13 protein-coding genes are annotated in these 12,700 nt (G+C 67.1%); 4 read left to right on the top strand and 9 right to left on the bottom strand.

Features of this window, described 5'->3' with window-relative positions; all coding sequences use genetic code 11:
• Positions 1-92: 92 nt before the first annotated feature.
• A complete protein-coding gene (locus AU188_RS16170) occupies positions 93-932 on the bottom strand; it encodes an alpha/beta fold hydrolase (RefSeq protein WP_059164676.1) in 840 nt (279 codons plus the stop codon).
• Positions 933-989: 57 nt separating this feature from the next.
• Here AU188_RS16170 and AU188_RS16165 point away from each other — a divergent pair, with 57 nt between their 5' ends.
• Positions 990-1,454, top strand: coding sequence for a MarR family winged helix-turn-helix transcriptional regulator (locus tag AU188_RS16165; protein WP_059164675.1), 465 nt, complete (start codon positions 990-992; stop codon positions 1,452-1,454).
• On the opposite strand, the gene AU188_RS16160 is transcribed toward AU188_RS16165, so the two are convergent.
• Both AU188_RS16160 and AU188_RS16155 read right to left on the bottom strand, forming a co-directional pair.
• Positions 1,451-1,759 (bottom strand): cytochrome P450 family protein, encoded by a 309-nt coding sequence (locus tag AU188_RS16160; RefSeq protein ID WP_059164674.1) that lies wholly within the window; start codon positions 1,757-1,759, stop codon positions 1,451-1,453. The genes AU188_RS16165 and AU188_RS16160 overlap by 4 nt on opposite strands.
• Before the next feature lie 230 nt (positions 1,760-1,989).
• Positions 1,990-2,745: a hypothetical protein gene (locus AU188_RS16155; RefSeq protein ID WP_059164782.1), complete on the bottom strand. Its 756-nt coding sequence runs from the start codon at positions 2,743-2,745 to the stop codon at positions 1,990-1,992.
• Between the two features lie 73 nt (positions 2,746-2,818).
• On the opposite strand from AU188_RS16155, the gene AU188_RS16150 reads away from it, so the two are divergent.
• Together AU188_RS16150 and car are read left to right on the top strand one after the other, a co-directional pair.
• Positions 2,819-3,445: a maleylpyruvate isomerase N-terminal domain-containing protein gene (locus AU188_RS16150; RefSeq protein ID WP_059164673.1), complete on the top strand. Its 627-nt coding sequence runs from the start codon at positions 2,819-2,821 to the stop codon at positions 3,443-3,445.
• 134 nt (positions 3,446-3,579) lie between these two features.
• A complete protein-coding gene (gene car, locus AU188_RS16145; RefSeq protein WP_059164672.1) occupies positions 3,580-7,098 on the top strand; it encodes a carboxylic acid reductase in 3,519 nt (1,172 codons plus the stop codon).
• 24 nt (positions 7,099-7,122) lie between these two features.
• Here the strand turns inward: car and AU188_RS16140 are convergent, their stop codons facing one another.
• From AU188_RS16140 to ruvC, 4 genes are read right to left on the bottom strand one after another with little or no spacing between them, the layout of a single operon-like run.
• Positions 7,123-7,761 (bottom strand): hypothetical protein, encoded by a 639-nt coding sequence (locus tag AU188_RS16140; protein ID WP_059164671.1) that lies wholly within the window; start codon positions 7,759-7,761, stop codon positions 7,123-7,125.
• An 11-nt stretch (positions 7,762-7,772) separates the two neighbouring features.
• The gene (gene ruvB / locus AU188_RS16135; protein WP_059164670.1) at positions 7,773-8,837 is read right to left on the bottom strand and encodes a Holliday junction branch migration DNA helicase RuvB; all 1,065 of its coding nucleotides are present in this window, start codon (positions 8,835-8,837) and stop codon (positions 7,773-7,775) included.
• Positions 8,834-9,421, bottom strand: coding sequence for a Holliday junction branch migration protein RuvA (gene ruvA, locus AU188_RS16130; protein ID WP_059164669.1), 588 nt, complete (start codon positions 9,419-9,421; stop codon positions 8,834-8,836). The genes ruvB and ruvA overlap by 4 nt, the downstream gene beginning before the upstream one ends.
• Complete coding sequence (ruvC, locus tag AU188_RS16125; protein ID WP_059164668.1) at positions 9,418-9,984, bottom strand: crossover junction endodeoxyribonuclease RuvC; 567 nt, start codon at positions 9,982-9,984, stop codon at positions 9,418-9,420. Before ruvC ends, ruvA begins: the two co-directional genes overlap by 4 nt.
• A 160-nt stretch (positions 9,985-10,144) precedes the next feature.
• Here ruvC and AU188_RS16120 point away from each other — a divergent pair, with 160 nt between their 5' ends.
• Entirely contained in the window at positions 10,145-11,374 is a 1,230-nt protein-coding gene (locus tag AU188_RS16120) for a mechanosensitive ion channel family protein (RefSeq protein ID WP_059164667.1), read from the top strand.
• A gap of 19 nt (positions 11,375-11,393) precedes the next feature.
• Here AU188_RS16120 and AU188_RS16115 read toward each other — a convergent pair whose 3' ends face one another.
• On the bottom strand, positions 11,394-12,152 hold the full coding sequence (locus AU188_RS16115; protein ID WP_059164666.1) for a YebC/PmpR family DNA-binding transcriptional regulator: 759 nt from the start codon (positions 12,150-12,152) through the stop codon (positions 11,394-11,396).
• Between the two features lie 84 nt (positions 12,153-12,236).
• Positions 12,237-12,671, bottom strand: a complete 435-nt coding sequence (locus AU188_RS16110; RefSeq protein WP_059164665.1) for a hypothetical protein — start codon at positions 12,669-12,671, stop codon at positions 12,237-12,239.
• Positions 12,672-12,700 lie beyond the last annotated feature (29 nt).

The raw sequence follows: 12,700 nt of genomic DNA, 5'->3' as shown, positions 1-12,700 counted from the left end.
GAGGGGCCGCGCGCCCATAACTGACCAGTGTGCCATTGCGCGTGTCCGCGCCGATGGGCCCGCCCTCCAGAGCCATCGCGATTTGTGGAGTCCTAACGGCGCTGACCGCCGGTACGACTCCACAAATCACTCAGTAATCGGATGATTCGGTCGCGGTCGATCAACAGCGGCGAGACATGCCCGGTGCCTGCGACCTCCTCGACGCGGCAGTCCGGGATGGCCGAGCACGTTCGCCGCGCCTCCTCGGGCCGCCAACCCATCACGTCCTCGCGGACGGACAGCACCAGGGTGGGCACCTTGACGTCGGCCAAAAGGCCTTCCACGCCGGCGCGATTGAGCATCATCGACCGCATCGCGTGATACATGCCGCTGCGGTCGGCATCTCGGAATGCCGCCAATGTCACCTGAGCCTGTTCGGGCTCAGCGGTCACGGATTGGACGCCGAGCAGCGAGTCCGACAGCTGCTTCATGATGAAGCCGTTGGGTCCGGCGAACCGGTACATCGCGACGAGCGGCCACCCCTTCGTGAGCTTCTCCGCCATCGTGAACCCCCGCACCGGCGTCCCGATCGTCGTGAGCGTGCGCAACCGCGGCAATTCCGCGGCGGCGAGCCGGATACCGATGTGCCCACCCCACGCGTTACCCACCCAATCGACGGGTTCGACGATGCCGAGACGATCCAATGCCTGCTCTGCTGCGGCGACGACTTCTTCGAAGGCGAAGTCGCGCCGGACGGCCTCGCTCTTGCCGTGGGACGGACCGTCGATCGTGTAGACGGTTCGCTCGCGGGCGAGTGTGTCCACCAGCGCACTCCAGGACCGCGAGTCGACGAAGAGGCTGTGCCACAACACCACCGGCGGTCCTGCTCCCATGCGACGAACGTGCAACCGGCAGAGGTCGGTGCTGACGAAATGCGCGCTGGAGGCGATCATGGGCCCTCTATTACTTCGGAAACCGAAACTTCGGTAACCGTAGTATCCTCGGAGGCCATGGCTTCGTCAAGGGATCAGCCGCCGCACCGTCAGGCGGTCGGACAATTACTCCTCCGCCTGCTGCGGGAGTTTCGCGACGATTTGGCTGCTCCCCGCGCCGAGGCCGGCTACGGCGACGTACGCGAGCCGCACTTGGCGATCTTCGGCAATATCCGGTCGGGCGGCATCCGGCTCACCGAACTCGCCGATCGCGCGCAGCTGAGCCTCGCTGCGACCTCGGAGCTCGTCAACGACCTCGAGTCGCTGGGCTACCTCAGCCGACGGCCGGATCCCGCGGACGGCCGAGCCAAGCTGATCGATCTGACCAACCGCGGACAAGCTCTCATGGCCGACGCCGGCGCCCGCGTCACCGACATCGAAGCGCGCTGGTCGGGCGTAGTCGGTGAACGGAGCTTCGCTCAGATGTGCCAGACGATGCAACGCCTGCTGGACGAACTCGACCCTGAAGGTGCAGGACGCTAGAAGGTGGCGGCGCCCACCAGCGTGGCGACGAAACGATGGATGTCGTCGGCGGTGAGTTCGAGCCCGTCGACCTCGAGGTCGATCAGGTGCGAAAGGAGATCATCGGTCGGCTTCCAGCAGCGGTCGGCGATCATCACATCGACGTACTGGTACAGCGCTTCCTCGTCGTGCGGCGTCATCGGACCCGCAGCCCACCGGGCGAACATCGGCCAGTCCTCTTCAGGGAAGCCGAATGCCTCACACACCGCAGTGGCCGAATGTTGGCGTGCGGCAATGGAATCAGTGACGCCGCGCCTCTCGGACATCCGGGGTCTCCTAAGCAATGAGTGAAAAGTCGCCTATCGGTGCCACCGATGCGGGCGGTTACATAGCCAGGCTAGCTTCTGCGCAGGCCCCGTTCAGTCATGCAGATCACAGCTAGCCGGTGAGACTCGTCGCACGAGCGACGACTTGGGACATACGTCACGCGAGCCCGGACACGACGAGACGCACAGTGCCCCGAAGTGTCGGGGCACTGTGCGTCTGATACGGGCAGTTACCGGTGTGCGAAGCGGCCGCGACTCCCGCCACCGCTGCGGAACCTGTCCAGCAGGCTGCGGCGGCGCGGCGGCGCGGTGTCGGCCGTGGGGCCGATGACCTCGGTCCGCTGCTCGGCCATCGCGGGCTGTGCAGTCGCCGCGGGTTGGTCCGTCGACGTCGTGCGGTGCTCTGCCACAGCGGGCTCACCGACGACAGGAGCAGGTTCGTCGACGGTGCGAGCCGGCTGCTCGGCGACCGCGCCCGCAGCCACGGGACGATCCGCCCACTCGACGTCGCGCACGCTACGCACCGAGATCCGCCCCAGCGCAGCCGCGCCGAGGAACACGATCAGCGCGCCGAGCCCGTAGAAGTACGTCAGCTCGAGCGCGACCGCCTTGCCTTCGGTCGCGGCGACGGGCACACCCGCGTCGCCGATCCCCAGCGGTCCGGCCAGGGCACGGCCGATGATGAACCACGCGCCGCCCGCGACGGCCAGCCAGCCGCCCAGCATCGCCGTCGCGCGGTTACGCGACATGAGTAGAAGCAAGCCGCCCAGCACGGTCACCACGCCCGGCAGCACCTCCAGCCAGCCACGCCCGGTCGTCCACGTCCACGCCTGGTCGGGACTGTACGCGAAATCGAACATCGGGCCGACGAATGGAGCCAGCGCACCCCACGCGCCCAACAGAATCAACAGGAATCCGCTCATGGCGCCGCGGCTGCGCGGCATCCGCATCCGCCCACCCCGCGGCCGTACACGCGTATCGGTCATCATGCCTCCTTGGTCGCTGGCTGAATACCCACGTTGACGGCCCCGTAACCGGTGTTTGGCTACGTTTGGCCCTATGCGACTCGACGGTGACGCAGCCCGCCGCGTTCTGGCCGACGCGTGGGACCGCTGGGCACACCGGTGCGCGCAGCTGACAGCGCAGGAGTGGGCGGCGCCGACCCGCTGCGCCGGCTGGGACGTGGCGGCCCTGCTCGCCCACGTCACCCCCGAACCGGCCATGTTCGACCGATTCGCCGACGCGGTCATCGGAGGGCCCGCCGCGGTCACCGATGCGGCAGTCCTGTTGCGCCGCTTCAACGAGCCCGACGGGGTTGCCAACACGAACGCCGAGAGCCTCGCCGAGGCGGCCGCGTCCGAAGCCGCAGGCCTGACCCCGCAGGCCGCCTCCGACCGGTTCACCGAATGCACGCAGATCCTGCGCGCCACCCCGATGCCGGCGGACATCGTGATCGCGTATCCGTTCATCGGCAGCACCACGTTGGCGGTCGTCGCCGAGACCGCCTTGATGGAGGCGACGGTGCACCTGCTCGACCTCGCCGACGCGGTCGGCGGGGTCGAACCATCCACCGAAGCCTTGACGGCGACGCGCGACTTGCTGATCGCCGTGCCCGACCCCACCGCCGCGGTGGAAGTGCTCGCCGGGCGCTCAACCCCAGAAGCGGCCGTCCCGGCGATTCGCTGACCAGGCGCTACGTCAGACGCAAAGGCCGGTCGCATGGCCGGCGAGCATCAGGAATACAATTAGTTTTACTAACGATGTAATTGGTGGACGCAACGGCGCGCCCCTCATATCCATGCTCTTCGAAAGATTCCGTGATGACTTCTGATATTCGTGAAACAAGGTTGGCCCGCCGCATCTCCCACCTGTTCGCCAGCGATCCACAGTTCGCCGCCGCCCAACCGAACGAACACATCGCCCACGCGATCGAAGCGTCGGACCTGACCCTCCGCCGTGTTCTCCACACGATCTTCGACGCCTACGCCGACCGGCCAGCGCTCGGACAACGCGCGGTCGAGTTCGTCACCGATGCCGATACAGGTAGGACATCTGCGCAACTGCTTCCGCGGTTCGACACCATCACCTATCGCGAACTGTCCGACCGCGTCGACGCCGTCGCCGCCGCGCTGACGCACAACGGCGTCCAGCCCGGTGATCGGGTCGCCATTCTCGGCTTCACCAGCATCGACTACACCACCATCGACATGGCACTGCTGCGTGTCGGCGCGGTTTCGGTGCCCTTGCAGACCAGCGCCCCGGTCGGACAACTGCGGCCCGTCGCCGCCGAAACCGAGCCCGTCGCGATCGCCTCGAGCGTCGATCTCCTCGACGACGCCGTCGAGGTGATGCTCACCGGTCACCTCCCGCAGCGACTGATGGTGTTCGACTATCACGCAGAACTCGATGACCACCGCGACACACTTACGGCCGCGCGATCCCGGTTGGCCGAAACCGACGTCGTGGTCGAGACGTTGGGCGACACGCTCGCTCGCGGCCGGGCACTGCCGACTCCGACTCCGTTCGACTTCGGCGACGACGACCTCGCGCTGCTGATCTACACCTCGGGCAGCACAGGAACGCCGAAGGGCGCGATGTACCTGGCCAAGATGGTGGCGGGCTCCTGGCGTCGATCGAGCATGGCCACATGGGGTGCCGGAGAAGCGCTTCCGTCGATCACGTTGAACTTCATGCCGATGAGTCACATGATGGGCCGCGGCATCCTATACGCGACGCTGGGCGCCGGGGGCATCGGTTATTTCGTTGCCAGAAGCGATCTTTCGACGTTGTTGAATGACCTCGCGTTGGTGCGGCCCACCCAATTGAACTTCGTCCCGCGGGTCTGGGACATGATCTTCCAACAGTTCCAAAGCGAGGTCGACCGCCGAACCGCCACCGGCGTCGACCGCGGGACCGCCGAGACCGAAGTCCTAACCGATCTACGTCAGAACCTGCTCGGCGGCCGGTTCGTTTCCGCGATGACGGGCTCCGCGCCGATTTCGGCCGAGATGACGGCGTTTGTCGAATCCCTGCTCGACTTGCACCTGACCGACGGCTACGGCTCGACCGAAGCCGGCGCGGTGTTCGTCGACGGGCAGGTGGCCCGGCCGCCGGTCATCGACTACAAGCTCGCCGACGTCCCAGATCTCGGTTACTTCCGCACCGATCGGCCTCATCCGCGAGGCGAATTGCTGATCAAGTCCGAGACCATGTTCCCGGGCTACTACAAGCGCCCGGAGACCACCGCGGAGGTGTTCGACGCCGACGGGTACTACCGGACCGGTGACGTCGTCGCGGAATTGGGCCCCGACCGCCTGGCCTACCTCGACCGGCGCAACAACGTGCTCAAACTGTCACAGGGCGAGTTCGTCACGGTGTCCAAACTCGAAGCGGCGTTCGACACCAGCCCGCTTGTTCGCCAGATCTTCGTCTACGGCAACAGCGCTCGCTCGTACCTGCTCGCTGTGATCGTGCCGACCGAGGATGCGCTCGCCCGCCACGGCGATGCCTCGCTGAAGAGTGCGATCACCGAATCCCTGCAGGACGTGGCCAGGACCGCGGGACTGCAGTCCTATGAGATCCCGCGCGACTTCATCGTGGAGACAACGCCGTTCACGCTCGAGAACGGTCTGCTCACCGGTATTCGCAAGTTCGCGCGCCCGAAACTCAAGGAGCGCTACGGCGAGCAGCTCGAACAGCTCTACACTCAGCTGGCCGACAGCCAGGCCGGCGAGTTGCGCGAATTGCGCCTTCACGGCTCCGACCGACCCGTCATCGAGACCGTCAGCCGCGCCGCAGCTGCGCTCCTCGGCGCCGCGGCAGCCGACGTGCAGCCCGATGCGCATTTCACCGATCTCGGCGGTGATTCGCTGTCGGCGTTGACTTTCGGCAATCTGCTGACCGAGATCTACGACATCGACGTGCCGGTCGGCGTCATCGTCAGCCCGGCGAACGACCTGACGGCGCTGGCGGAGTACGTCGAGGCGGCCCGGCGCGGCTCCGTGCGCCCGACGTTCGCATCGGTGCACGGCCGCGACACCGTCGAAGCCCACGCCGGCGACCTCACGCTGGACAAGTTCGTCGACGCCGAGACGCTTGCGGCGGCACCGTCGTTGCCCGGTCCGGCCTCCGAGGTGCGCACGGTGCTGCTGACCGGCGCGACGGGTTTCCTCGGCCGGTATCTGGCCCTCGAATGGCTCGAGCGGATGGAAATGGTCGACGGCAAGGTGATCTGCCTGGTTCGGGCCAAGGACGACGCGTCGGCGCGCGCACGGTTGGACGACACGTTCGACTCGGGTGATCCCGAATTGCTCCGGCACTACCGGGAATTGGCTGCCGAGCACCTCGAGGTCGTCGCCGGCGACAAGGGCGAAGCCGACCTCGGCCTGGATCGGCACACCTGGCAGCGGCTGGCCGACACCGTCGACCTGATCGTCGACCCGGCCGCGTTGGTCAACCACGTGCTGCCCTACAGCCAACTGTTCGGCCCCAACGTCGTCGGCATCGCCGAGCTCATCCGCCTGGCGCTCACCACGAAGATCAAGCCGTTCGTCTACGTCTCGACGATCGGGGTGGGCGCGGGCATCACGCCCGGCCGGTTCACCGAGGACGGCGACATCCGGGTGATCAGCGCGACGCGCAAGGTCGACGACAGTTACGCCAACGGCTACTCCAACAGCAAGTGGGCGGGCGAGGTACTGCTGCGCGAGGCGCACGATCTCAGCGGGTTGCCGGTGTCGGTGTTCCGCTGCGACATGATCCTGGCGGACACCACCTATGCGGGCCAGCTCAACCTGCCCGACATGTTCACCCGGTTGATTCTCAGCCTGGTTGCGACCGGTATCGCGCCGTTCTCGTTCTACGAGGTCGACGGCGACGGCAACCGGCAGCGGGCGCACTACGACGGGCTGCCGGTCGAGTTCATCGCCGAGGCCATCTCGACGCTGGGCGAGCAGGTGGGCCATGCACCCGCTGCGGCGTTCGAGACGTATCACGTGATGAACCCCTACGACGACGGTCTCGGCCTCGACGAGTTCGTCGACTGGCTCATCGACGCGGGATATCGGATCGAACGTGTCGGTGACTACGCCACCTGGCTGCACCGGTTCGACACCGCGGTCCGCGCGTTGCCCGAACGGCAACGTCAGGCGTCGCTGCTTCCGCTGCTGCACAACTATCAGCGACCGGAAACTCCGATAAGGGGGTCGATCGCGCCGACCGAGCGTTTCCGGACGGCGGTTCAGGACGCGAAGATCGGCCCGGACAAGGACATTCCGCACGTGACCCGCGGCGTCATCGTCAAGTACGTCACCGATCTGGAGTTGCTGGGACTGGTGTAGGCCGCTCGCCGAACATGCGGCGCATCACGCGCCGACACTTTCCACATGCACGACCGGCGGGATCGCCAGCATCAACAGCCCGGTCAGCGCGATCCACACGATCACGCTGTACGCGGCCGGCAGGCCGATCCAGGTGTGCAGCAACGCCGGCACGCCCAGCACCGCCAGCGCCGCCGACCACTTCGGCAGCACGCCGGTGCGCCAGACGATGTATGCGGTGGCGAATATGAGTGCCGCAGAACCGATATGGCTGTAGTGGTACAGCCAGACCGCCAAGTCCAGGAACGGTTGAGCGTAGGCCGTCACGGTCATGTCGTCGAACCGCACGATGGCGGCCGGCACGGCGACCTCGGCGGCCAGTCCGGCAGCGGTCAGGGACAGAAATACCGCCCCGCCGAGCCCGGCGGTGTACACCGCGCCCGTCGGCCCGGCGGCCGACCGCAGCATCGACACGAGCACGCCGAGGAACAGCAGACCGAACAATAAGTGCAGCAACGGCAGCGTGCCGTTGACGGTGAGAAACGTAGCGGCGTCGTCGAAATAGGCCTGGACACTGTTGGCGTCGTTCGGCGTCTCCGGAGAGCCGGCCAAAAACGCCGGTACCACGACGCCTGCGGAGGCAACGCCGAGTATTCCGCCGAGCCTGATCGTGCCGCTTCCCATCGCCGTCCTCCTCAGTCGAACAGGCCGACCTGCCCGAGACCACCGACACCGCTCGGCGGCGTCATGCCGAGATGCGTCCACGCCTGCGCGGTGGCGACGCGACCGCGGGGGGTGCGTGCGAGCATCCCGGCCCGCACCAGGAAGGGCTCGCAGACCTCCTCGACGGTGGTCGCCTCTTCGCCGACGGCGACGGCCAGCGTCGAGACGCCGACGGGCCCGCCGCCGAAACTGCGTATCAGCGCGGACAATACGGCCCGGTCGAGGCGGTCCAGCCCGAGTTCGTCGACGTCGTAGACCTCCAGCGCCGCCTTGGCGATATCGCGGGTGATCACCCCGTCCGCGCGCACCTCCGCGTAGTCGCGGACCCGGCGCAGCAGGCGGTTGGCGATGCGCGGTGTGCCGCGCGAACGACGTGCGATCTCGGCCCCCGCATCCGAACCCAACTCGATGCCGAGGATCCCCGCCGAGCGCGCCAGCACCCGCTCGAGTTCGGCGGGTTCGTAGAAGTCCATATGAGCGGTGAAACCGAAACGGTCCCGCAGCGGGCCCGTCAGCGCGCCGGACCGGGTGGTCGCCCCGACGAGCGTGAACGGCGCGACCTCGAGCGGAATGGACGTGGCGCCAGGGCCTTTGCCGACGACGACGTCGACACGGAAGTCCTCCATCGCGAGGTAGAGCATCTCCTCGGCGGGTCGGGCGATGCGGTGGATCTCGTCGATGAACAGCACATCGTGCTCGACGAGGTTCGACAGCATCGCCGCCAGGTCGCCCGCGCGCTCCAACGCCGGACCGGAGGTGACCCGCAGCGACGACCCGAGTTCGGCGGCGATGATCATCGCCAGCGAGGTCTTCCCGAGGCCCGGCGGGCCCGACAACAGGATGTGATCCGGTGTGCCGCCGCGGTTCTTGGCGCCCTCGATGACCAACTGCAGCTGCTCCCGGACCCGGGGCTGGCCGATGAACTCGCCCAGCGACCGCGGCCGCAGGCTGGCGTCGATGTCGCCCTCACCGACGGTCAGCGCCGGGGAGACGTCACGGTCCTCGGACTCGGCGTCGTCGTCGGTGAACCGGCTCATTTGTTCCCCAGCATGGACAACGCCGCCCGCAATGCAGTCGACTGAGAGGCTTCGGGCTCGTTGGCCAACACCTTGTCGGTGGCCTCCTCGGCCTGCTTGGCCGCAAATCCAAGTCCAACAAGCGCTTCCACCACCGGACCGCGCACCGAATGCCCGTTCACCGTTGCGGCCCCCGCCAGTGAACTCATGCCGACCTTGTCACGCAGGCTCAACGCCATGAATTCGGCGGTCTTCTTGCCCACCTTGGGGATCCGGGTCAGCGCGGTGATGTCGCCGTCGCCGATGGCCTGGCGAAGGGTGGGCCCGTCATACATCGCCAACGCCCCGAGTGCGATGCTCGGTCCGATGCCGGAAACCCCGAGCAGCGTGAGGAAAAGGTCACGCGCGTCGGCATCGGCGAAGCCGTACAGCGTCTGGGAGTCCTCGCGCACGATCATCGCGGTGATCAGCCGGGCCTCGGTGCCGCGTCTCAGCGTGGCCAGCGTCGACGGGGTCGCCATCACCTTGTAGCCCACCCCGGCCGCTTCGATCACGACGTGGTCGAGCGCGATGTCGAGAACCTCACCGCGGATGGATGCGATCATCGTGCCGCCTTCGTTTTCGCCTTGAGCGTCGCTTTGTACTTGCGTTGCTGTTCGGCGGCGAGAGCCTCCGCCGCCGCCATCCGGGCGATCATCGGTGCCCGCCAGCAATGACAGATCGCCAGCGCCAACGCGTCGGCGGCGTCTGCCGGTGTCGGTTTGGTCTGTAGCGCAAGGATTCTGGTCACCATAGCGGTGACCTGGGCCTTGTCCGCGTTGCCGTTGCCGGTGACCGCCGCCTTGACCTCGCTCGGCGTGTGGAAATGCACGTCGATGTCGCGCCTGGCGGCGGCGAGTGCGATGACGCCGCCGGCTTGCGCGGTGCCCATCACGGTCGACACGTTCTGCTGGGAGAACACCCGCTCGATCGCGATCACGTCGGGCTTGTGCGTGTCCATCCAGTACTCGACGGTGTCGCTGATCGCCAGCAGGCGCCGGTGCAGCGGGTCGCCGGACGGGGTCCGTACCACGTCGACATCCAACGCGATGACCTGCCGGCCCTTGCCGCCCTCGATGACGGACAGCCCGCAGCGCGTCAACCCGGGATCGACTCCCATCACCCGCACGCCATGCCCTTCTGTGAACACTTGTTCGAGAGCTTAGCCGCCCGGGAGGACGACGCCCGGTAGGGACACGCCCTCGCCGATCGTGATGTGACGGCGGGCGGGCCCGCCGCTACCGTCGCGGAGAGACCGTGTTCCCGATTCGTGGAGTTGACCTCATCCCATGCCGGACGAGACCGAACTGCAGACCGCAAGCAACATCGCCGTCACCTTGGCCTGGGCAGCCGGAGCAATCGCCGCCGTGTACGTGTTCGGGGTGGTGTTGACCTGGCTGATGGCGCGGATCAGTCGCCGCAGCGCGCTGATCAAGGACATCGAGGTGCTCACCCGAAAGCCCGTGCGCCTGCTGCTGATGGTGCTCGCGGCGACGATCGCGGTCCGACGAACCTCCGACACCGCCGACTCGTGGCGCGGGTGGGTGGATCACTGGTTGCTGATCCTGCTGATCGCCTCGATCACTTGGCTGCTCACCGGTCTTGTCCGCGTCGCCGAACAGCGCATGATCGCCCGCTACGGCGGCGGTGCTGAGGAGATTTCCGACGCCGACCGGCTGTGGCGCCGGGTGCGGACACAGGTCACGGTGCTGCGCAGGCTCGCGATCGCGATCGTCGTCATCCTCGGCGGCGCCGCGATCTTGATGACGTTCCCGTCGTTCTCCGACATCGGCACCACGGTGTTCGCCTCTGCGGGGGTGTTGTCCGTGGTTGCCGGCCTGGCTGCACAGACGTCGCTGGGCGCGGTGTTCGCCGGTATGCAGATCGCGTTCTCCGGCGCGATCCGCGTCGGCGACATCGTTCAGCTCGAGAACGGCCAGTGGTGGGGCCGCATCGAGGAGATCACGCTGACCTACGTCGTCGTACGAATCTGGGACGAACGCCGGCTCGTGCTGCCGTCCACCTACTTCACCACCGAGCCGTTCGAGAACTGGACCCGCAGCGCCACCGAGATCATGGGCGCCGTGGAGTTCGACGTGGATTTCAACGTCCCGTTCAACGACATGCGTGCCGAGTTGGACCGCCTCCTCGCCGAGAGTGACCTCTGGGACGGCCGACGCGGCGTGTTGCAGGTGACCGACGCGGTCGGCGGTGTGGTGCGAGTGCGGATCGTCGTCAGCGCGCGCAACGCCGGCGCGCTGTTCGACCTTCAGTGCGCGGTGCGCGAAGGCCTGGTCGACTGGGTGCAGCGCACCGGCGGCGTGGTGCCCATCCAGCGCATCGAACCCGCAGCGCCGGCCCCGGAAGCACGGACCGACCGCGAAGTCGCCGGCGAGACCAAACGCGTCGCGGCGGGGATGTTCTCCGGAAGCCCCGAAGCCGAGGAACGCGCCAAGGCGTTCGATCACACCATCGAGTGCGAGGACGACGAGCTCGTGCGGTCCAACGGCAGCCGCTGAGCCTCGACTGTTCGACTCTCTAGTCGTCGTTGTCGAGTTCGGCCGCGACCTCGTCGGGGATGTCGATGTTGGTGTAGACGTCCTGGACGTCGTCGAGATCCTCGAGCGCGTCGACCAGCTTCATGATCTTGCGTGCGCCGTCGACGTCCAGCGGCACGGTGACCGACGGCTCGAATCCGGCCTCGGCCGACTCGTAGTCGATGCCGGCGTCCTGCAGAGCGGTCCGTACCGCCACGAGATCGCTTGGCTCGCAGAGGATCTCGAAGGAGTCGCCGAGATCGTTGACGTCCTCGGCCCCGGCTTCGAGCACCGCCATCAGCACGTCGTCCTCGGTGAGGCCGTTCTTCTCCAGCATGATGACGCCCTTGCGGGAGAACAGATAGGACACCGATCCGGGGTCGGCCATGTTGCCGCCGTTGCGGGTCATCGCGACGCGGACCTCTCCGGCCGCTCGATTGCGGTTGTCGGTGAGGCATTCGATCAGCACCGCGACGCCGTTGGGGCCGTAGCCCTCGTAGGTGATGTTCTGGTATTCGGCGCCGCCGGCTTCCTCACCGCTGCCGCGCTTGCGGGCCCTTTCGATGTTGTCGTTGGGCACCGACGACTTCTTGGCCTTCTGGATCGCGTCGTACAGCGTGGGGTTGCCCGCCGGGTCGCCGCCGCCCACGCGGGCCGCGACCTCGACGTTCTTGATCAATTTGGCGAACATCTTGCCGCGGCGGGCATCGATGACGGCTTTCTTGTGCTTGGTGGTGGCCCACTTGGAATGGCCGCTCATGCAGGTAGTACCTCTCCGTGCGCTGTTCGTGCGCCAAGTTCGTGTGCTCAGTCCGCCCGACGAGTCTACGTGGACGTTTGCGCCCTACCGAACAGCGTCGGGCGACGTCAGCGCGACGACGCGGTAGCCCACGGCGGCCGGCCAACCCAGGTGACCATGAACGTGCAATTGAAGCCATGTCGGTGCGCCCGACGGGTCGTCGGTGAACGTCGCCGCGGCGTCGACGATCGCCCCCGTCTCCCCCGCGGCCCGCAGGACGACCGAGACGGACAGCGTTGGGCTCCCCAGCGCGGCCCGGTCGTACGCGAGGCTGTCCGGAATGAAAAACGACACCGAGAAGTTCGGCGTGCGGATGCCCTTGGGTGTGCTCGGCGGTCGGCGCAGCATGAGGCCCGACACGATGGGCTTGCCGTCGAACCAGGCGGTTCCGACGTATTCGGTGCGCCGGGCGTCGCCGCCGCTCGCGAGCCGCGCGATCGTGTCGATGCGCGGCTGCGGCTCCACTTCGACCATCGTCATGCGAGTTCTCTCAGAAGTGCTGTTACCTC

This window comes from Mycobacterium sp. IS-3022 (assembly GCF_001500065.1).
In the GTDB taxonomy this organism is placed as follows: domain Bacteria; phylum Actinomycetota; class Actinomycetes; order Mycobacteriales; family Mycobacteriaceae; genus Mycobacterium.
The sequence above is the reverse complement of the archived record's forward strand: the minus strand, read 5'-3'. Positions and strand labels throughout refer to the sequence as shown.